Source organism: Mesorhizobium sp. P2_F7, from assembly GCF_056403695.1.
The window spans coordinates 1-20,332 of the sequence record NZ_JBFUFA010000010.1; the positions used below are offsets into that span (position 1 = coordinate 1).

A 20,332-nucleotide genomic window follows, 5' to 3' on the forward strand; every position below is an offset into this window, starting at 1 on the left:
GGCAGGACAGAGGGGGGCGCGCAGGAATGATGCGCGGAGAAAACCTGCCCCGTGCCGCCGCAACGTTCCTGGACTTCGCTAGGCTGCTGCGCCGCCACGCCTTCGCAATCGCCCCCGAACAAGTCTCCAGCTTCATGCAGGCGGTCACCTTGCTCGGCCCTCGCTCGATGTCCGACATCCGCGAGGCAGCTCTTGCCACGCTCGCCCCCTCGCCAGACCGCCGCAATGAATTCGAAGCGCATTTCCGCAACCATTTCTATGGCGACGCCAGCCCCTCGATCGAAGGCGAGGAGGACGAGGAAACCCGCATCAAGGACGATCACGGCACGCGCCAGGAAGAGAACCAGCCCCCGCGCCAGGAAAAAGGCGGGGAACTGTCGTCGGCGATCGAACAACTGAGCAGCCGTGATTTCCAGCGTGACGACGATGGTCTCACGACCTTCCGCGGCAAGCTGGCCTCCGCACTGCCCGTGCGCCGCTCTTTCCGCACCGTGCGAACCCGTTCGCGCGGCACGCTCGACCTCAGACGTTCGCTCAGCGAAATCGTCAGCGCCGATGGCGATATCCCCTCGCCGCAGCTTCGCCGCCGCCAGACGGTGCCACGCAAGCTGCTGCTTTTGATCGATGTCTCCGGCTCGATGAAGCTGCATACGGCGGACTACCTCAAGCTGGCGCATGCCGCCGTACAAGGCGCGGACAGGGTGGAAATCTTCACCTTCGGCACGCGGCTCACCCGCATCACCTCGGCGCTGCGCATCCGCGACCGCGGCCAGGCGCTCACCCGAGCGGCGGCATTGGTAGACGACTGGGACGGCGGCACACGCATGGGACCGACGCTACTCGCCTTCCTCTCTGTCCCGCGCTTCTCGGCCTTCGCGCGAGGTGCAGCGGTGGTCATCCTGTCGGACGCGCTGGAGCGCGGCGATCATGCCGACCTCGAAACCGCAATACGACGCCTGAGCGCCCGCGCCTTCCGGCTTTCGCTGGCAACGCCACTCGCCGGCGATCCACGCTTCCAACCTGCGACGGCGGCGCTGCGCGCCATCCTGCCGGCGCTGGACGATCTCATCGACGGCTCGTCGCTCAGCAGCCTCACCGATTTCATCCTGTCACTCGCCCGCCCTGCCCCGGCGGCGTCGACATTCTGGAAAAGGGTCTCGTAATGCAGAAAGCCATCGACGCGCATTTCCACATCTGGCGCCAGCAAGACCAGCCCTGGCTGGTCGGCCCGATGGTGCCGCGCATCTTCGGCCCTTACGAGCCGATCCGCCGCGACTATCCGATCACGGAATTCCTCGAAGACCAGAGGCGTTCCGGTGTCGAGAAGGCCGTCTATGTCCAGACCAACTGGGCGAAAGAGGATTTCGAGAAGGAAGTCGCCTTCCTGCAGACGACAGCTGATGAGACCGGCTGGCCGCACGCCATCGTCGGTTATGCCGACATGACGGTCGACGATGTGCGCCATCAGATCGACCGGCTGATAAAATATCCGCTGCTGCGCGGCGTGCGCATGCAGCTCCACTGGCACGAGACGCCGGCCTTCCGCTTCGCCGCCTCTGCCGATCAGGTCATCGACCCCAAGGTGCGCGCCAATGTGGCGCGGCTGAAGGACTATGGCCTGTCCTTCGACCTGCAGCTTTTCCCCGCCCAGATGAAGGACGGGCTGACGCTGGTCGGCGAGAACCCTGAGACCAATTTCATTCTCACCCATGCCGGCATGCTGACCGGCATGGGGCCGGAGACGACAGAGGCCTGGAAGGCCGGCCTGCGCACCCTGTCAGCCGCGCCGAACTTTTATGCCAAGCTGTCGGGTCTCGGCACTTTCGTCCACCGCAACGACCCGCAACTGATCGCTTACATCGTCGACAATGCGATCGACATACTGGGCGCAGACCATCTGATGTTCGGCTCGAACTTCCCGATCGAAAAACTCTGGACCAGCCACGCCGAACTGATCAAGGCGCACCGCGCGGCGGTGGGCAAGCATGGTGCGACGGCCGAGGCGGATGTCTTCTGGAATACGGCGGAGAAGGTGTACCGGCCGGTGTGAGAGCGGTCTTCCCTTCTCCCCCTGTGGGAGAAGGTGGCCGAGCAAAGCTCGGTCGGATGAGGGGTGTTGGAAGGATCGCTATGTTAAAGAACTAAGCGCCTGAAAGCTCTTGATCTTTCTACGCCTCGTTTCTTCCAGCACCCCTTGTGTGTTTGGAATCGTGCATTGTGAGGGCGCCACGGATCAGGCGCTTGCCTGACCCGTGGCGGCGGTCGAGAGCCCGTCGCCGGGATTTTTTCGACCCCGGGATCGGTCAGAAGTCTTGTGGCGGCCATGGCATTTCCCTTTATTGAATCGGTGGATCAAGTCGTTGAATCAGATCTCGAGCAAACGTGCCTAACCCTTTGCCGATTCGAGTTCCGTGGCGGAAGAGTTCGGACGTCAATTCTTCAGAGCGTGCCCGGAAACCTCGGCGCCCGCACCGGGCGGCAGCACCAGGAAACGCAGCGCCGCCACCAGCCCGATGGCGCCAATCGCCACGAAGGCGATGCGAAAATCGACGAGGTCGAGCGCCGGCCGCGCCCTGACGATCTGCGACAGGTTGAGGATCGCCGCCGCCACCGCGACACCGAACAGCATCGATATCTGCTGCAGCATGGACGACAGCGTCGCCGCCGAGCTGCGCTGTGCGGCGTCGATGTCGGCGAAGGCCAGCGTGTTCAGCGCCGTGAACTGCATCGAGCGTGACAGGCCAGCGATCAGCATCAGCACCACGACCAGCGCCTGCGGCGTGTCAGGCGAGATCGCCGCGCAGGCCATGATCGAGGCCGAGGCGATGATGCCGTTAACAACCATCACCGTGCGAAAACCGAAACGCCGCAGCGTCGGCGTCGTCACCGTCTTCATGCCGAGATTGCCGAGGAAATAGGCCAGTATCATCAGGCCGGCATCGACGGGGCTAAGCCCGAAGCCGACCTGGAACAAAAGCGGCAGCAGAAACGGCGTGGCGTTGATCGCCACCCGGAAGATCGTGCCGGCGGCGAGCGTCGAGATGGCGAAGGTCAGCACCTTGAAGGCGCCGAGATCGAGCAGCGGATGCGGCGCCCGCAGGAGATGCCGTACCGCCAGCCAGCCTACGACAATGCCCGCTGAGACCAACACCACCGTCGGCAAGGCGCCATCCTCAGGATGCGCGATCCGCTCAAGACCGTAGAGCAGCAGCGCGAGCCCCAGCGACGTCAGGAAGAACCCCGGCCAGTCCAGTGGCTTGGGGTCGGCCTCGCGGTCGCCCGGGATGAAGCGGGCGACCAGCGCCAGCCCGATCAGCCCGAGCGGGATGTTGATGAAGAAATTCCAGTGCCAGGAGAGATAGGTGGTGATGAAACCACCAAGCACCGGCCCGACGACGGGCGCGAACAACGCCGGCCAGGTGATCAGCGCCGTGGCGTTGAGCAGCTCCGATTTCGGCGCGTTGCGCAGCACGAGGATGCGACCGACCGGGGTCATCAGCGCACTGCCAAGGCCTTGCACGACGCGAGCGGCAACGAATTGAGGGAGACTCTGCGAGAAGCCGCAGGCGAACGAAGAGAGCGTGAACAGGACGATCGCCAGGAGAAAAATGTTGCGCGCGCCGAAACGGTCGGCGAGCCAGCCCGACAGCGGCACGAACACCGCCATGGTCAACATATAGGCGGTGATGCCGATGCTCATCGCCACCGCCGGCACGCCGAAGGAGTCTCCCATCTGCGGCAGCGAGGTCGAGATGATCGTCGAATCCAAAAGCTGCATGAAAAACGCGATGGCGACGATCAGCGCGACCCGCCGCGCATTGCTGGCGGTTGCGGCCGAGGCTTCGGTATCGGGAACGGCAGTCATGACGAACCGCGTTGAACAGCATATGGCTGGCCCAGTCCAGAGCCTAGCCAACAAACTTCCGTGTCGGCCTGCAGCCTGCTATGGGATGGACGGGGCGATGGAGGAAAGTGCGCGCATAAATGAAGCCGATCTATATCGACTACCTCAATGCCCTCGATATCGAAGCCCTTGAGATGACCGACGGCGAAATCATCGCCGCCGTCGAGGCTGGACTGGTCGCGCAAGGCAACGGCCAGACAGTTATCGAGCCGCGCGTCCATCTCGAACCCGATCCTTCCTTCCACGGCCATTTCAACGTGCTGCGCGGCTACGTCGCGCCGCTCGATGCGGCAGGCGTGAAGATCGTCGGCGACTATGTCGACAACTATCTGCACGGCCTGCCCTCGGAATTCGGCATTTTGAACCTGTTCGATCCGCGCACCGGCACACCGCGCGCCATCCTCGATGCCACCGTCATCACCGACATGCGCACCGGCGCAGTCACCGCCATCGGCGCCAGGCATCTGGCGCGCAAGAATTCCAAGGTGCTGGCCCATATCGGCGCGCGCGGCACCGCCTACTGGAATGTGCGGCTGCTCGACCATCTGTTCGATTTCGACGAAATCCGTGTCCATTCGCGCCGCCCGGAAAGCCGCGACGGTTTTGCCGCCAAACTCTCCGCCGACCTCGGCAAGAAAGTCACGGCGGTCGCCGACTGGCAGAGCTGCGTCAAGGGCGCCGACATCGTCGTCGAGGCTTCGCGGCTTTCGGAACCGCAACCGCTGCTCAAGACCGAATGGATCAAGCCCGGCGCGTTCGTCGTGCCCTATGGCACGATGAGCGCGGTGGAGCTGTCGCTGACCGACATCATGCAGAAAATGGTCGTCGACGACTGGGGCCAGTGCAAGGGCGGCAAATTCGGTTCGCTGCGCGCCCATGTCGAGACCGGGCGGCTGAGCGAAAAGACGCTGCACGCCGAACTCGGCCAGATTGCCGCCGGCCTCAAACCGGGCCGGCAGAGCGACGACGAGACGATCCTGTTCTGGCATCGCGGCCTGTCGCTGTCCGATATTGCGCTGGGCAAGGCGATGCTGGCCAAGGCCGCGGATAAGGGCATCGGCCAGAGGCTGCGCTTCGCATGAGCGCGCTCGTCCTCACCGGCGCCGGCGTCAGCGTCGAGGATGTCGCGGCGGTTGCCCGTGGCGGCCGCAAGGTCGAGGTCGAGCCTGCCGTTATCGAGAGGCTCGACAAGGCCCGCAAGGTGCTCGACCAGGCCGCCGCGTCCGGCCAGAAGATTTACGGCCTCAACACCGGCCTCGGCGCCAATCTCGGCAGCACGGTCGAAGGCGACGCCAGTGCCTTCCAGCGCCAGTTGCTGGAGGGACGCAGCGGCGCCGTCGGCGAACCGCTGCCGCAAGAGGCGGTGCGGGCGACCATGTTTGCCCGTGCCGCGATGTTCTCGGTTGGCGGTTCGGGCATTTCGCCGGCGGTTTTCACCGCGCTGATCGACGCGCTCAATGCCGGCGTGCATCCGGTGATGCCTGGACTAGGCTCGATCGGCGACGGCGATCTGGTGCTGATGACTGCCCTTGCCCGTCTGCTCACCGGTGACGGCGAAGCAGACTATCAGGGCCGTCGCATGCCGGCCGCCAAGGCCCTGATGATGGCGCGGCTCGCCCCGATCAGCCTGGCGCCGAAAGACGGGCTGTCGCTGATCAACGCCTCGGCGGTCTCAGCCGGTAGCGGCGCGCTGGCGCTGGCCGACGCGCTCTCCGCCTTTGCGCAACAGCAGCAGGCGGGCGCTCTGACCATGGAAGGGTTCGGCGCCAACCGCACCATCCTCGATCCGCGCCTGCATCTGGCGCGGCCGGCCGCCTGCCAGCAAATGGCGGCAAAGGGCCTGCGCGATCTGCTTGCCCGCGACGAGGAGGCGGCGCCGACAACCTTGCAGGACCCGCTGTCGATCCGCTGCATGCCGTCGATCCATGGCGCGCTGATCCAGGCGATCGACCAGGCGCGGCTGGCGCTGGAGATCGAGCTCAACGCCGCCGCCGACAATCCGCTGGTGCTGGGCGATGACGGCCAGGTGCTGTCGACCGGCAATTTCCACACGACGTCGCTGGCGCTCGCCTTCGAGACGCTCGGCCTGGCGATCGCCCAGTGTGCGGCGGCCAGCGCCGCCCGTTTCATCCAGCTCACAGGCTCCGGCCGCAACGGCCTGCCGAAATATCTTTCGCCGGTCGGTGGGGCCTCAGCCGGCTTCGTGCCGCTGCAGAAGACGGTTGCGGCGATCCTCGCTAGCATCCGCCACAAGGCCAATCCGGTCATGCTGGATTTCCTGGCCGTATCCGAGGGCGTCGAGGACGTTGCCACGCAGACACCGCTCACCGTGTCGAAATGCGCCGGGATGATCGGCCTGTGGCGGCGGTTGATTGCCTTCGAACTGATGGCTTCCGCGCAGGCCGTCGATTTCCGCGACGGGCTTAAGCTCGCGCCGGGCACCGCCACGATCCATGCCGCGGTGCGCGCACATGTGGCAATGCTCAGGGAAGACCGGCCGCTGGGAGCGGACGCCGAAGTACTCCACGCCCTGCTCGCCGACGGAACATGGCAAGGCGCCGGGACGGTCGACAAAGAAACCGCGTAATCAGCTCTTTGCGTCCACCCTTTTCATGAACTGGCTGAGCTCGGCAGGGTCCATGCGCACGACATGCTTGTCTTCCGGATAGGCGCCGCTGTTGACGTCGGCGACATATTCGGAGAATGCGGCGACACGTTCCGCCTGCAGCCGGTCATACTCGGCAGCGAAGTTGCGATAGACTTTCGAATGGCGCGGCATATGACCCCGGTTCTGGCCGAGAATATCGTCGGCAAACAGATATTGCGCATCGCAGCCCGTGCCCGCCCCCATCGACAGCATGATCAGTGAGGTGCGTTCGGAGATTGCCCTAGCGACCTCGACCGGAACCACCTCGATCTCGGCGCCGAGCGCGCCGACGGCCTCATACTGCTTGACCGCTTCGAAGATCTGCATGGCGGCGTCGGCGGTCTTGCCGACGGCCTTGAAACCGCCGGTCCAGGTCGCGCGCGACGGAATGAGGCCGACATGGCCGATCACCGGAATCGCATCGTCTGCCAGCCGCTTCACGGTGGCGAAGCCTGCACTGCAATAGACCGCGTCGGCGCCCGCCTTGTAGAGCCGGAACGCCCAGCGCAGGAAATCGTCCGCCGTCCCGATTTCATAAAAGTTCTCGCCGGGCATGGTGAACAGGCTCGGCGCCGCATCGCGATACTCAGGGTTGAGCACCAGCTCCGGCGGCACCGAGACGATGTCGACCCCTGCCCGCTCGGCAGCCTCGGCCTCGTCCATGGTCAAGACGCGCAGCATGGTCAGCTGACGCCTGCCCTTCATGGCGCGCAGATCGGCGACGGTCGGTCTCTTTCGGCTCATCGGGATGTCCCAGTTTGCTGGAATTTATCTTCCACCTTACCGGCCATGTAACAGGCCGGATAGAAGGCGTGGCTTTATTCGGCGGCCGCCGACATATCGACCTCGTGGAACTCGCCGCGATAGGGCCGCGCCGTCGGCGGCAATTCGCGCTTGAGGAAATAGTCCTCATATTTCAGCTGCCTCAAAAGCACCGGCCAGACTTCGCGATAGGCGTGCCACATCGACGGGTTCGCTACCGGCAGGTCGTGTTTGATCAACTCGTGCAACCTCGGCAAGGCATGATAAGGCACCATCGGGAACATGTGGTGTTCGACGTGATAATTCATGTTCCAGTAGATGAAACGGCTGACCGGGTTCATGTAGACGGTGCGCGTGTTCAGCCGATGGTCGACGACGTTGTCAGCGAGCCCGATATGCTGCAACAGGCCGGTCAGCACCATGTGCCAGCTGCCATAGAGGCGCGGCAGGCCGATCAGCACCAGCGGCAGCCATGACCCCAGCGCGATCGCGAGAGCGATCGTCGCAACGTATATGGCGATGTGCCAGCGCGCCGCGGTGATCGCCTTCGCCTGCTCCATCTCCGGGATGTAGCTCTTCTCATCGTCCGACAATCTGCCGGACGCCTGCCGCACCAGCGTCGGCAGCGCGTAGCGGACATCGAGGATGCCGGTGAAGGCGAGCGCTGCCCTGATGAGATCCGGCGGACGCATCACCGCAATCTCGGCGTCGCGGCCGACGATGATGGTATCGGTGTGATGGCGGGCATGGCTCCAGCGCCACTGCACCGGATTGCGCACCAGCATGAACGAGGCAACCTCATAGACGACATCGTTCATCCAGCGCGTGCGGAAGGCCGTGCCATGGCCGCATTCATGCCAGCGCGAGTCGCTCGACGAGCCATAGAGCACGCCATAGACCAGCAGGAACGGCACCACCCACCATGTGCTCCATAACCAGACGATGCCGGCGGCCGAGCCCAGGATCGCAGCGATCCAGATGATGGTGTCGCGGATCGCCGGCCCGTCGGAGCGCTGCATCAGCTCCTTTATCGCCTTGCGCGGCACGTCTGTGTGATACCACTCGGCGGAGGCGAGCCCGGTCTCGATCGCCCGGCGGGTGCTTTCGCCGACCAGGCTGTAATCGCGCTTTGTCTTGGCCGCCGTCGCCATAGCAGTCTCGCCTTGTCCTTAAAGCCCGTTTGCGCGGAACTTTCCGTCGAGGAATGTTTTCGCGCGCGGCACGTCATCCTCGGTCAGATGCTCGATGATGACCGGGATGTTCGGGTGCTTCTCGCTGAGCCGCTTCAGATAAAGATCGTAGTTCAGCGAACCGAGGCCCGGCGCCGGCAGTTCGATCTCGCCGACGCCGCGGAAGGTCAGCCCTTCATGCGCGTCGGCATCGCCAATATCGGCATGCTTTTCCGTCTTGTCGCTGCCTGAGCGCTTCACATCCTTGGCATGCGCGATGCGGATCTTGTCGGTCAGCGTGTCGAACACCTGGTTCAGCACCTGGTCCATGCGGTCGATGTTGTGCGCCTCGAAATAGTTGGTCGGATCCATCAGCAGGCCAAGGCCGGGATGGTCGACCTGCGCGAACATCTTGACCGTCTCCTCCACCGAGCCGACGACATTGTTGACATACGTTTCGAGCAGGAACACCGCGCCATGGTCGTAGGCGGTCTGGGCAAGGTCCGAGATCACCTTGCGGCATTCCTCGAACCCTTCCTCGGTCTTGTTTTTGGGATGATGCACCCAGTCGGATTCGGTGTTGTAGGTGCCGGTTTCCGAGATCACATAAGGCGAACCGAAATCGCGCGCGCTGCGGATGATCTCCTTGAGATAGCCAACCCGCTTCTCGCGCTCGGCCTTGTCGGGGTGGATGATGTTGGTGTAGCCGGAGAGGCAGCAGACCGGCAGATTGTGGTCGCGGAATGTGTCGCGCACGACCCTCGCCTTGTCCCTGGTGATCTGCCCAGCTGACAGGTCGATATCCCTGAAATGCAGATCGAGCTGCACCGTGTTGAAGCCGAGCGCGCGGATGCGCCGTGCGGACTCCGCGAGCTCATAGGGGAAATAGCCGGTGAAGATCCCTGCCTGCATCATGATGTGAACTCCTCCCGGTAAGCGATTCAGCCGCAACGCTATTCGGCGGCAAGATGGTCAATCGATCGAAATCTCGGACAGTTTGACGGTGCGGCCTTCCGCCATCGAGCGATACCCCGCCTCGACCAGCGCCATCGTCCTGACATTGTCGGCAACCGACAGCGCCGGCGGCGTGCCGGTCTTCACCGCATGCTGCAATTGTTCCATCACGCCGATGAAGGCATGCGGGAACCACATCGTCTCCCAGCTCGGGGTGACCCACTTGCCGCCGGTCGTCTCGGTCGAGGCATAGGTCAGGGTCGAGGCCACGCCCTTCGGCCAGCCGATCGTGCCCTTGGCGACCCCCTTGGTGCCATCGACGCGCCAGTTGATGTGCTGGTCGTCCTCATAGCCTTCCTGGCGCGGGCCGGACCAGACGTCCTCCAGCGACACGGCAAGCACGCCGGAGGGAAAGTGCAGCGTCGAGACGGTGATGCCGTCGGAATGGTTGAACGCCGTGCGCGGGTCCTTGCGCGTCAGCGTGGTAATTTCAGAGGGATCGCCGAACAGGAAGCGCAGGACGTCGAGATGATGCACGCTCATATTGGCGAGCGTCAGCCGGTCGTACCCGGCAAGAAAAGTCTGCCAGTGCGGGATCGCATGCATGTCGATCTGGGCGAAGACGATGTCGCCCAGCGCGCCGCTGTCGATGATCTGCTTCAGCACACGCATCGACTGGTCGTAGCGCATGTTCTGGTTGACCGAGAGGATCTTGCCGGACCTGGCTGCCTCGTCGCGCAGTTTGACCGCTTCCTCGACCGACAGCGCCAGTGGCTTCTGCGCCAGGATCGCCTTGATGTGCCTTTGCTTCAGCGCATGGCGGATCAGTGCCGGCTGCTGGTCGGGCGGAAAGGCAAGGTCGACGATTTCGACCTCAGTACTCTCGATCAGTTGTTCCGGCGTGTCGTGGACGGTCGGGATGCCCCAGCGCTTCGCCACCTTTTCGGCGCTGGCCTTCGTCCGCGAGGCGATCGCCACCACGGGAAAGCCCGCCTGCGCATAGGCGGCGAGATGGCACTCGGCCATGATCATGCCGGCGCCGATGCAGCCGATCCGGTATTCGCTGGTGCGAACCCTTACATCCGGCTCGAAACCCTGGCCTGCCATCCATTCCTCCCCTGGAGGACAGGATATAACGCCATGGCCGGCCGATCAGCCAAGGTCTGCTCCATCAATTCCCATCAGAACCATGGCAGCGCCAGGCTTCGGACAGTTCGCGCGTCGGTCAGACGAAGAAGAATTCCTCAACCCGCTGCTTGGCCTTTCGCAGCACCGGCAGGATATCCCGCTCCATCTCCGCCACCGAAAAGCGCGCCGACTGGGTCGACATGTTGATTGCCGCCACCGTCCGCCCGGATCGGTCGCAGATCGGCACGGCGATCGAGCGCAGGCCGAGCTCCAGTTCCTCATCGACGATGGCAAAGCCATCCGCCCTCGCCGCGTCGATCGCTTTGCCTAGTGCTGCGCGACTTGTGATCGTCTTCGGCGTCCGCCGCTCGATCCTTGCTTCGGCAAGGAAGGCCTTCAGTTCATCCGCACCAAGCCCCGCAAGCAGCACGCGCCCCATTGAGGTGCAATGCGCCGGCAGCCTGGTGCCCACGTCGAGTGATACGCTGAGGATGCGACGGCCGGGTATACGCGCGACATAGACGACCTCCTCGCCCGACAGCACGGCCGCGTTGCAGGCTTCATTAAACTGGCCCGCCAGCTCACGCATGATCGGGGCCGCGAATGTCCACAGCGAGGCGCCGCCGAGCCAGGTGCGGACGACGGTGAGCAGGCGCGGCGAAAGCGAAAACTGCCGGCCGGATTGCGTTGCATAGCCAGTCGCGGTCAGCGTCAGCAGGAAGCGGCGCGCACCGGCGCGGGTCAGCCCCGCCTCCTCCGCCATCTCGGTCAGCGTCATGCCGGCCGGATGCCGGGCCAGGATCTCCATGACTGCAAGGCCGCGCTCCAGCGAACCGACATGGTCGCGCGTCGTTGCCTCGTCGTCCATGTGGCCTCCGCGAAACAATGCGTCGCCATTGACTCGACATGGCGACTTGACGTAAAAGTATCTCATACAAAACAAATGTTCGCAATACGAACTTTTTCCTATTCGGAGTTCCCCTGCGATGGTCAAGTTTCTGCCGCTCAAACAGGCTGTGGCCGATAACCTGCACGATGGCGACGCGGTTGCCTTCGAAGGCTTCACCCATCTGATCCCGACGGCGGCGGCGCATGAAGCAATCCGCCAGGGGTTTCGCGACCTCACCCTCATCCGCATGACCCCTGACTTGATCTACGACCAGATGATCGGCATGGGCATGGCGAAGAAGATCGTCTTCTCCTATGTCGGCAATCCCGGCGTCGGCCTGCTGCGGCGCGCCCGCGATTCCATCGAGAACGGCTTTCCCCGAGCGATCGAGATCGAGGAACACAGTCATGCCGGCATGGCCAACGCCTATGAGGCGGGTGCGGCCGGCCTGCCCTGCGCGGTGTTCCGTGGCTATCGCGGCGCCGGGCTGGCGGCAGTCAATCCGAACATCAAATCGGTCACCTGCCCCTTCACGGGCGAAGTGCTGGCGGCTGTTCCTTCAATACGGCCGGACGTCACCTTCATCCATGCGCAGAAGGCCGACAAAAAAGGCAATGTGCTGGTCGAAGGCATTGTCGGCATCCAGAAGGAAGCCGTGCTCGCGGCCAAGCGCGCGGTGGTGACGGTCGAGGAAGTGGTCGACAGTTTCGACGATCTTCACCCCAACCTCACCGTGCTGCCGCGCTGGACCATCGCGGCCATATCCGTCGTGCCCGGCGGCTCGCATCCCTCCTACACGCACGGTTATTATGCACGCGACAACGCCGCCTATCTCGAATGGGACGAGATCGCCGCCGACCGCGAGAAATTCCAGGCCTGGATGCAGGCCAATGTCCTTGAGCGCACGGCGGACGATTTCGCGGCCCGCGTCGAACGTCTGAGGAGCGCAGCATGAGCGGCTTCAGCCCCAACGAGATGATGACGATTGCCGCCAGCCGCGCCTTGAAGAACGATGATGTCTGCTTCGTCGGCATCGGCGCGCCGTCGGCCGCCTGCAATGTCGCGCGGCTGACGCATGCGCCCGACATCACGCTGATCTATGAAAGCGGCACCATCGGCACCGCGCCTGATGTGCTGCCGCTGTCGATCGGCGACGGCGAGCTCTGCGACACGGCCGTCACCACCGTCTCGGTGCCGGAAATGTTCCGCTACTGGCTGCAGGGCGGCCGCATTTCCATCGGTTTCCTCGGCGCCGCGCAGCTCGACAAGTTCGGCAACATCAACACCACCGTCATCGGCGACTATGCGCACCCCAAGACCCGCCTGCCCGGCGGCGGCGGCGCACCCGAGATCGCCACCTCGTCGAAGGAAATCTACATCACCATGGCGCAGTCCAAGCGCGGCATGGTCGAGAAGATCGACTTCTTCACCTCCTTCGGTCATGGCGACGGCGGCGATCATCGCCAGCGCCTCGGCATCGACACCGCTGGGCCGACGCTGCTGATCACCGACCTCGCCATCTGGAAGCCGGACCCCATAACCAAGGAATTCACCGTCGTGTCGCTGCATCCCGGCGTCACGCGCCGGCAGGTGCAGGACAGCTGTGGCTGGATCGTAAAGTTCGCCGAGGCGCTTGACGAAACGCCGGCGCCGACGGAACTCGAGCTGTCGACATTGCGTGACCTGCAGGCCCGCACCAAGGCGGCGCACGAGGGAAGCGGAAAAGAAAAGGCTGCATGAACATGGCCGAGGCCTTCATCTGCGACTACATCCGCACCCCGATTGGCCGCTTCGGCGGTTCGCTGTCCTCGGTGCGCGCCGACGATCTTGGCGCGATCCCGCTGAAGGCGCTGATCGAACGCAATCCCGGCATCGACTGGCAGGCGGTGGACGACGTCGTTTACGGCTGCGCCAACCAGGCTGGTGAGGACAACCGCAATGTGGCGCGCATGTCGCTGCTTCTGGCCGGACTGCCGAAGGAAGTGTCGGGGTCGACCGTCAATCGCCTCTGCGGCTCCGGCATGGATGCCGTCACCATCGCCGCCCGCGCCATCAAGGCCGGCGAGGCCGAATTGATGATTGCCGGCGGTGTCGAATCGATGAGCCGCGCCCCCTTCGTCATGCCCAAGGCAGAGTCGGCCTTTTCGCGTCACGCCGAGATTTACGACACCACAATCGGCTGGCGCTTCATCAACCCGCTGATGAAGAAGCAATACGGCGTCGATTCCATGCCGGAGACCGGCGAGAACGTCGCCGAGGATTTTTCCGTGTCGCGCCCCGATCAGGATGCCTTCGCCGTGCGCAGCCAGGACAAGGCCGTTGCCGCGCAGGCCAATGGCCGGTTGGCGAAGGAGATCACCCCGGTGACCATCCCGCAGAAGAAGGGCGATGCGGTTGTCGTATCAAAGGACGAGCATCCGCGCGCGGGAACCACAGTGGAGTCGCTCGCGAAATTGCCGACGCCGTTTCGCCAGGGCGGCACGGTCACCGCCGGCAACGCTTCCGGCGTCAACGATGGCGCGGCAGCGCTGATCGTCGCTTCGGAAGCGGCTGTAAAGAAATATGGCCTGACGCCGATCGCCCGCATCCTCGGCGGCGCTGCCGCCGGGGTTGCGCCGCGGATCATGGGCATCGGCCCGGCGCCGGCGACAAAGAAGCTGTGCGCCCGCCTCGGCCTGACACCGCAACAATTCGATGTCATCGAACTCAACGAAGCCTTCGCCTCGCAAGGCATCGCCGTGCTGCGCCAACTCGGCATCGGCGAGGACGCGGATTACGTCAACCCGAATGGCGGCGCCATCGCGCTTGGCCATCCGCTCGGCATGTCGGGCGCGCGCATCACCGGAACCGCGGCGCTGGAACTGCTCGAGCGCGGCGGCCGCTATGCACTGGCCACCATGTGCATCGGCGTCGGCCAGGGCATCGCAGTGGCGCTCGAGCGGGTTTGAGATCGCGCCGCTCTCAATACGGCAAACCGACATAGTTCTCGGCAAGCGCGGTCGACGCCGCTTGCGAATGCACGAGATAGTCGAGCTCGGCCTCCTGGATGCGCTGGCCGAAATCGCCCGTATCGGGAAAGCGGTGCAGCATCGTCGTCATCCACCAGGAAAAGCGTACCGCTTTCCACACCCTAGCCAGCGCCTTGGCCGAATAGGCGTCGAGCCCGCCCAGTGATTTGTCCAGGTAGAATTCGCGAAGTCCGGCAAAGAGATAGCGCACGTCGCTGGCAGCGAGGTTGAGACCTTTGGCACCGGTCGGCGGCACAATGTGGGCGGCGTCGCCGACCAGGAACAGCCGGCCGAAGCGCATCGGCTCGGCAACGAAGGAACGCAGCGGCGCGATCGACTTTTCGAAGGACGGGCCGATGACGACGGCGGTCGCAGTCTGTTCCGGCAGGCGGCGGCGCAACTCATCCCAGAAGCGGTCGTCGCTCCAGGCCTCGACCCGCTCGTCCGCCGGGACCTGGACATAGTAGCGACTGCGATGGGTCGAGCGCATCGAGCACAGCGCAAAGCCGCGCTCATGGTTGGCATAGACCAGTTCGTGATCGGCCGGCGGAACCTCGGCCAGCACGCCCAGCCAACCGAACGGATAGGTCCGCTCGAGAGTCTTCAGAGCCCGTTCCGGCGCCGATTTGCGGCTGACACCGTGATAGCCGTCACAGCCGGCGATGAAATCGCAGTCGATGCGGTGGCTGACGCCATCCTTGTCATAAGTGACGTAAGGCGCCTCGCCGTCGAAACCGTGCGGCGCGACATTGGCCGCCTCGTAGACAGTGGTGAGCCCGACCGCCTCGCGCTTGTCCATCAGATCGTGCGTCACCTCGGTCTGGCCATAGACGGTGACGTGTTTGCCACCGGTCAGCGCCGTGAGATCGAGCCTGTGCAGACCGCCGCCGAAGGCGAGCGAGATGCCGGAATGCGGCAGGCCCTCGGCATGCAGCCTGGCCGCCGCGCCCGCCTCCTCCAGCAGTTCGACCGTGCCTTGTTCGAGCACCCCTGCCCGCACGCGGCCAAGCACGTGTTCGCGGCTCGAACGCTCGAGGATCACCGTCTCGACGCCGATGCCGCTGAGAAGCTGACCGAGCAACAAGCCGGACGGTCCGGAGCCGACGATGACGATTTTTGTGCGCATCAGTGGCCCAGGCTTTCGATCTGTCCGGCAAGTTCGGCGGCGAGCCGCAAGGCGGCCGCGGTCGCAACCGCCATTTGCGGCAGAAGCAACCATTCCAGCGTCCAGGCAGCGCCGGAGCGCTCCTGCTCATGCACCAGCGCCTGGTGCATGCCGGAAAGCTGCGTGGCGTTGAAGCGCGCCAGTGCCACCAGCGCTTCGGCCTTCACCGGGTTCTGCTTGTGCGGCATGGCCGACGAGCCGCCGCCGCCGCTCAGCGCGATCTCCGTGCCGGCCTGCGCCATCAGCGCAATGTCTTGCCCGAACTTGCCGAGGCTGCCGGTGATGAGCGACAGCAAGCCGGCGAACTCGGCAAGCGCATCGCGCTGGCTGTGCCATTGCGGCGCATCGCCGAGGCCAAGTTTTGCGGCAAGGGCTGCGCGCACCGCTGGCCCTTTGTCGCCAAGCTTTTCCAGCGTGCCGGCAGCGCCACCAAATTGCACCACCAGCAGACGTACCGATTGCTCCGACAATCTCTGCTGATGCCGTTGCAGCGGCGCGCGCCATACCGCCACGCGGTCCGATGCCTGGATCGGAATCGCCTTCTGCATCCGCGTCATCGCGGTAAGCTCTCTGCCGCCAAAGCGCTCTTCCAGCGCCGTCAGCCGGACGATGTTTTCGGTCAGCAGCAAGTCGAGATGGTCGATCACTCGGCGCAGGCGAAGCACCAGACCGGTGTCGATGACATCCTGGCTGGTCGCGCCAAAATGCACGCTGGCGTCGTGCGGCGCGCCGACCGCTGCCTTCAGCTGGCGCACCAGTTCGGGCACGATCACGCCGTCCTTTGCCACACCGGCGCGCAGCCGTGCGGTATCCGGCTTGTAGGACAACAGGACAGACACAATTGCCGCCGCGGTGTCCTTGCCGATGATCCCGCTTTCGGCTTGGGCTTGCGCCAGCGCGCGCTCGAAATCGAGCATGGCGTCGATTTCCGCGTCGGCGGAAAAATGCCGCGCCGCCTCCTCGTCGCCGAGCAGGCCGGACAGCAGCGGATGGTCGAAGGGCGATACGGTCATGTCTCTGTTTCCTGACCGTCAGCTGTCGAAGAAGACCGTTTCCTTCTCCCCCTGGAGATGGACATCGAAAATGTAGGCGTCACCTTGCCGCTCGGCGATCAGCGTCGGCACGCGCAGCTTGTGCTCGATGCGAGCCAGGATCGGATCCTCGGCATTGGCCTTGGCCTCGTCGGAAAAATAGAGCCTTGTGTGGAGGCCGATGTTGATGCCGCGCGCGACGATCCACAGGCTGATATGCGGCGCCATCCGCCGTCCGTCGCCGAACGGCACGCGCCCCGGCTTGATCGTCTGAAAACTGCACAGGCCGGTTTCCATGTCGGTCGGCTGACGGCCCCAGCCCTGAAAATCTGGGTCGGCATCGCCGCGCAATTCGGCCGGCGAATTGTAGAAGCCGTTCGCATCCGCCTGCCAAATTTCGATCAGCGCGTCCCTGAGCGGCGTGCCGGTGCCGTCGAGCACGCGGATGCGCAAACCGATCCGCTCGCCCTTGGTCTTGTCGTTGATCATCGAGGCGCCGAGATCGCTGGCATAAACACCGCCAATGCCGCCGAAATTCGGCGTCAGCCCGATATGCACATAAGGCCCCGCTGTCTGCGACGGGCTCTCCTTCAGCCGGGTGAGCGCCTGCGCCATCAATTGCCCTCCGGCCGGTTTTCGAACAGCGAGGCGCGGCGCCCGCGCAGCACGATGTCGAATTTGTAGGCGCGCGCGTCGAATGGGATCGTTGCTTGCATGTCGAGCGCGGCGATCAGCGTCTCGATGGCCGCCTTGTCGCGGATACCGCGCACGATCGGGCAGCGCCAGATCAGCGGGTCGCCCTCGAAATACATCTGCGTGATCAGCCGCTGCGCAAAACCATGGCCGAACACCGAAAAGTGGATGTGCGACGGCCGCCAGTCATTCGGCCCGTTCGGCCACGGATACGGACCGGGTTTCACCGTGCGAAACGCGTAGCCGCCATCGGCGTCGGTGATGGTGCGGCCGCAGCCGCCGAAATTCGGATCGAGCGGCGCGAGATAGCCGTCCTTCTTGTGGCGGTAGCGGCCGCCCGCATTGGCCTGCCAGAATTCGAGCAGCGCGCCGGATACACCAACGCCGCGTTCGTCGAGGACACGGCCATAGACGATGATGCGCTCGCCGATGGCGCTCTCGCCCGGCTTGGCGAAATTGTGGATCAGGTCGGCGTCAAGTTCGCCCAGCATGGCGTGGCCGAACACCGGACCGGTTATTTCGGACGCGGTGTTGTCGAAGGCCAGCAGCGCCTTCTGCGGCGAGCGCAGCACCGAGGTCTTGTAGTCCGGCGTCAGCGCCGGCGGATGCCAACTGCGGTCGCGCTGGAAGAAGGCGCCGGTCTTAGGCCTGCGGTTCGAGCCGGCATCAGCTGGCATGGCCATTCCTGCTTCCGTCCATGTCCGAAAACACCTCCTTAGCGATCCTGAAGGCGCGGTTGGCCGCCGGCACGCCGGCATAGATCGCGACATGCAGGAACGCTTCGCAGATGTCGTCGCGCGACGCACCGGTGTTGGCGGTGGCGCGCACATGCATGGCGACCTCTTCATCATGGCCGAGTGCGGCGAGCAGGGCCAGCGTCACAATCGAACGCTCGCGTTTGCTAAAACCCGGCCGCGCCCACACCGTCCCCCAGGCCGCCTCGGTGATCAGCTCCTGGAACGGCCGGTCGAAATCGGTGACAGCATCCTCGCTGCGGTCGACATGCGGGTCGCCAAGAACCGAGCGCCGTACCGTCAGCCCGGCCCGGTATCTGGTTTCGTTTTTGGACACTTCATCCATGGATCTGCTTTCTCTCAGGAAGCGACGCGAGAAATTCTCGGATCAGGGTGGTCAGCGCCTCAGGCTGTTCGACGCAAGGGATGTGGCCGGCGTCGCGAATGATTTCGAACCGCGCGCCGGGGATCAGATCAGCCAGCCAGCGAACGAGGTCCGGCGGCGTCGAGCCGTCCTGGTCGCCGACGACGCAAAGCGTGGGCACCGCGATGGCCTGCGCGGCTTGGGTGAAATCGGCATCGCGCACCGCGGCGCAGGTGCCGACATAACCGGCGACGGCCTGCCGGGTCATCATGTTCCAGTAGCCGTCGAGCTCGGCGACACGCTCAGTGTGGAATGCTGGCGTGAACCACATTTTGAGCACGGCGTCGGCGACGGCCTGGATGCCCTTGCTCTCGACGGTTGCAATACGGGTGTTCCAGCTGTCGGCGGTGCCGATCTTGTGCGCGGTATCGCACAAAATGAGGCCTTCCACGAGTTCAGGGCGGCGCGCGTAAAATCCTTGCGCGACCAAGCCGCCGACCGACAGGCCGCAGAGGACGACATTGGTCAGCCCAAAATGGTCGATGAGGCCGGAGAGATCGTCGACATGATCGTCGATCGAGGAGATGCCGCCAATATCGGACAGCCCGTGGCCGCGCTTGTCGTAAACCAGCAAGGGCATATCAGCGTTCAATCCGGACACCACTTCGTCCCAGATGCGAAAGTCGGTACCGAGCGAATTGATGAACACGACCGGTCGCGCGTTGCCCTCCGCCTTGAGGTGACGATGGTGCAGCGTGATGCCGCCAATGTTGACGAATGGCACGATTTCGATCCTCCGTGTTCACATTGCACAAGGCATTTGGTTTGGTAAAATGATATTTTGCGCCGTTTCATTAACTGAGAGGTTACGAGAACCATGTCCGAAAGCCGCATAAGGTTTCGTCACCTGCAGGCATTCCTTGAGGTAGCGCGGCAAGGCAGCGTGGCGAGGGCAGCCGACTTCCTTCATGTCAGCCCGCCGGCGGTGACCAAGACGCTGCGTGAACTGGAAGAGGCACTCGGCATCGCCGTCGTCGAACGCGACGGCCGCGGCATCAGGGTGACGCGGCTCGGCGAAATCTTTCTCAGCCACGCCGGCACGGCGATCACCGCCCTGAAGCGCGGCGTCGATTCGGTCAGGCAGGACGGCGCCATCAACCGCCATCCGATACGCATCGGCGCCCTGCCGACAGTGTCGGCCAGGGTCATGCCGCTCGCCATGAGCCTGTTCCTGAGTGAAAACACCGGCGCCGCGATCAAGATCGTCACCGGCGAGAATGCGGTGCTGCTCGAACAGTTGCGCGTCGGCGCGCTCGATCTTGTTGTCGGCCGGCTGGCAGCGCCGGAAAACATGACGGGCTTCTTCTTCGAGCATCTCTATTCCGAACAGGTTCTGTTCGTGGTGCGGGCCGGCCACCCGCTGCTGCAGCCGGGCCAGGACATCTTCGCCCGCCTCGACGAGTTTCCGGTGCTGATGCCGACGCGGGAATCGGTCATCCGCCCTTTTGTCGACCGCCTGTTCATCACCAACGGCATGACCGCGCCGGCGACCGAGATCGAGACCGTCTCGGATTCCTTCGGCCGCGCCTTCCTGCGGCAGAGCGATGCCGTCTGGATCATCTCGACCGGCGTCGTCGCCAATGAAATCTCCAGCGGCGCCTTCGTCACGCTTCCCGTCAACACCGAAGAGACCAAGGGACCCGTCGGGCTGACCATGCGAACCGACACCGCCCCCTCGCCGGCCTTCGCCATCCTGCTGAAAACCATCCGCGAGGCAGCCAGCCGAGGCAGTTGAGGCAGCCGTCCTCGCGAGGGCACAGCGATCAGCTTAGCCGTCGCGGACTTGCGGAACGTGGCAAGTTTCGTAACCCATGGGTTAACGAA

The 20,332-nt window shown here is 64.2% G+C and carries 20 protein-coding genes; 8 read left to right on the forward strand and 12 right to left on the reverse strand.

What is annotated here, in order from left to right:
- Together AC1DZ8_RS25400 and AC1DZ8_RS25405 are read left to right on the forward strand one after the other, a co-directional pair.
- On the forward strand, window positions 1-1,163 hold a 1,163-nt coding region (locus tag AC1DZ8_RS25400; RefSeq protein WP_477401823.1), incomplete at its 5' end, for a vWA domain-containing protein.
- The gene (locus tag AC1DZ8_RS25405; RefSeq protein WP_477300987.1) at window positions 1,163-2,050 is read left to right on the forward strand and encodes an amidohydrolase family protein; all 888 of its coding nucleotides are present in this window, start codon (window positions 1,163-1,165) and stop codon (window positions 2,048-2,050) included. The genes AC1DZ8_RS25400 and AC1DZ8_RS25405, both read left to right, overlap by 1 nt.
- A 381-nt stretch (window positions 2,051-2,431) precedes the next feature.
- Here AC1DZ8_RS25405 and AC1DZ8_RS25410 read toward each other — a convergent pair whose 3' ends face one another.
- Entirely contained in the window at window positions 2,432-3,865 is a 1,434-nt protein-coding gene (locus AC1DZ8_RS25410; protein ID WP_477300985.1) for a DHA2 family efflux MFS transporter permease subunit, read from the reverse strand.
- A gap of 119 nt (window positions 3,866-3,984) precedes the next feature.
- On the opposite strand from AC1DZ8_RS25410, the gene AC1DZ8_RS25415 reads away from it, so the two are divergent.
- Window positions 3,985-4,986, forward strand: a complete 1,002-nt coding sequence (locus AC1DZ8_RS25415) for an ornithine cyclodeaminase family protein (RefSeq protein ID WP_477300983.1) — start codon at window positions 3,985-3,987, stop codon at window positions 4,984-4,986.
- A complete protein-coding gene (locus tag AC1DZ8_RS25420) occupies window positions 4,983-6,491 on the forward strand; it encodes an HAL/PAL/TAL family ammonia-lyase (RefSeq protein WP_477300981.1) in 1,509 nt (502 codons plus the stop codon). The genes AC1DZ8_RS25415 and AC1DZ8_RS25420 overlap by 4 nt, the downstream gene beginning before the upstream one ends.
- On the opposite strand, the gene AC1DZ8_RS25425 is transcribed toward AC1DZ8_RS25420, so the two are convergent.
- From AC1DZ8_RS25425 to AC1DZ8_RS25445, 5 genes are all read right to left on the reverse strand, one after another.
- Window positions 6,492-7,295, reverse strand: a complete 804-nt coding sequence (locus AC1DZ8_RS25425) for a 3-methyl-2-oxobutanoate hydroxymethyltransferase (RefSeq protein ID WP_477300979.1) — start codon at window positions 7,293-7,295, stop codon at window positions 6,492-6,494. It abuts the gene before it with no gap.
- 74 nt (window positions 7,296-7,369) lie between these two features.
- Window positions 7,370-8,464: a fatty acid desaturase family protein gene (locus tag AC1DZ8_RS25430; protein ID WP_477300977.1), complete on the reverse strand. Its 1,095-nt coding sequence runs from the start codon at window positions 8,462-8,464 to the stop codon at window positions 7,370-7,372.
- Between the two features lie 18 nt (window positions 8,465-8,482).
- Window positions 8,483-9,397: a sugar phosphate isomerase/epimerase family protein gene (locus AC1DZ8_RS25435; RefSeq protein WP_477300975.1), complete on the reverse strand. Its 915-nt coding sequence runs from the start codon at window positions 9,395-9,397 to the stop codon at window positions 8,483-8,485.
- A gap of 57 nt (window positions 9,398-9,454) precedes the next feature.
- On the reverse strand, window positions 9,455-10,543 hold the full coding sequence (locus tag AC1DZ8_RS25440; RefSeq protein WP_477300973.1) for a Gfo/Idh/MocA family protein: 1,089 nt from the start codon (window positions 10,541-10,543) through the stop codon (window positions 9,455-9,457).
- 118 nt (window positions 10,544-10,661) lie between these two features.
- Window positions 10,662-11,432: an IclR family transcriptional regulator domain-containing protein gene (locus AC1DZ8_RS25445; RefSeq protein ID WP_477300971.1), complete on the reverse strand. Its 771-nt coding sequence runs from the start codon at window positions 11,430-11,432 to the stop codon at window positions 10,662-10,664.
- 118 nt (window positions 11,433-11,550) lie between these two features.
- Here AC1DZ8_RS25445 and AC1DZ8_RS25450 point away from each other — a divergent pair, with 118 nt between their 5' ends.
- Genes AC1DZ8_RS25450 through pcaF form a run of 3 tightly spaced genes read left to right on the forward strand, consistent with a single transcriptional unit; the run spans window position 11,551 to window position 14,401 of the window.
- Window positions 11,551-12,408 (forward strand): CoA transferase subunit A, encoded by an 858-nt coding sequence (locus AC1DZ8_RS25450; RefSeq protein ID WP_477300969.1) that lies wholly within the window; start codon window positions 11,551-11,553, stop codon window positions 12,406-12,408.
- Window positions 12,405-13,193, forward strand: a complete 789-nt coding sequence (locus tag AC1DZ8_RS25455; RefSeq protein WP_477300967.1) for a CoA-transferase subunit beta — start codon at window positions 12,405-12,407, stop codon at window positions 13,191-13,193. Before AC1DZ8_RS25450 ends, AC1DZ8_RS25455 begins: the two co-directional genes overlap by 4 nt.
- Window positions 13,194-13,195: 2 nt before the next feature.
- Window positions 13,196-14,401, forward strand: a complete 1,206-nt coding sequence (gene pcaF / locus AC1DZ8_RS25460) for a 3-oxoadipyl-CoA thiolase (RefSeq protein WP_477301477.1) — start codon at window positions 13,196-13,198, stop codon at window positions 14,399-14,401.
- Between the two features lie 13 nt (window positions 14,402-14,414).
- Here pcaF and pobA read toward each other — a convergent pair whose 3' ends face one another.
- From pobA to pcaD, 6 genes are read right to left on the reverse strand one after another with little or no spacing between them, the layout of a single operon-like run.
- Complete coding sequence (pobA, locus tag AC1DZ8_RS25465) at window positions 14,415-15,587, reverse strand: 4-hydroxybenzoate 3-monooxygenase (protein WP_477300965.1); 1,173 nt, start codon at window positions 15,585-15,587, stop codon at window positions 14,415-14,417.
- Entirely contained in the window at window positions 15,587-16,639 is a 1,053-nt protein-coding gene (locus AC1DZ8_RS25470; protein ID WP_477300963.1) for a 3-carboxy-cis,cis-muconate cycloisomerase, read from the reverse strand. The genes pobA and AC1DZ8_RS25470 overlap by 1 nt, the downstream gene beginning before the upstream one ends.
- Before the next feature lie 18 nt (window positions 16,640-16,657).
- Window positions 16,658-17,272 (reverse strand): protocatechuate 3,4-dioxygenase subunit alpha, encoded by a 615-nt coding sequence (pcaG, locus tag AC1DZ8_RS25475; protein WP_477300961.1) that lies wholly within the window; start codon window positions 17,270-17,272, stop codon window positions 16,658-16,660.
- The gene (pcaH, locus tag AC1DZ8_RS25480; protein ID WP_477301475.1) at window positions 17,272-18,027 is read right to left on the reverse strand and encodes a protocatechuate 3,4-dioxygenase subunit beta; all 756 of its coding nucleotides are present in this window, start codon (window positions 18,025-18,027) and stop codon (window positions 17,272-17,274) included. Before pcaH ends, pcaG begins: the two co-directional genes overlap by 1 nt.
- Entirely contained in the window at window positions 18,017-18,430 is a 414-nt protein-coding gene (gene pcaC / locus AC1DZ8_RS25485) for a 4-carboxymuconolactone decarboxylase (RefSeq protein WP_477300959.1), read from the reverse strand. The genes pcaH and pcaC overlap by 11 nt, the downstream gene beginning before the upstream one ends.
- A complete protein-coding gene (pcaD, locus tag AC1DZ8_RS25490) occupies window positions 18,423-19,232 on the reverse strand; it encodes a 3-oxoadipate enol-lactonase (RefSeq protein WP_477300957.1) in 810 nt (269 codons plus the stop codon). The genes pcaC and pcaD overlap by 8 nt, the downstream gene beginning before the upstream one ends.
- Before the next feature lie 93 nt (window positions 19,233-19,325).
- Here pcaD and pcaQ point away from each other — a divergent pair, with 93 nt between their 5' ends.
- Window positions 19,326-20,243, forward strand: a complete 918-nt coding sequence (gene pcaQ, locus AC1DZ8_RS25495; protein ID WP_477300955.1) for a pca operon transcription factor PcaQ — start codon at window positions 19,326-19,328, stop codon at window positions 20,241-20,243.
- Window positions 20,244-20,332: the final 89 nt, after the last annotated feature.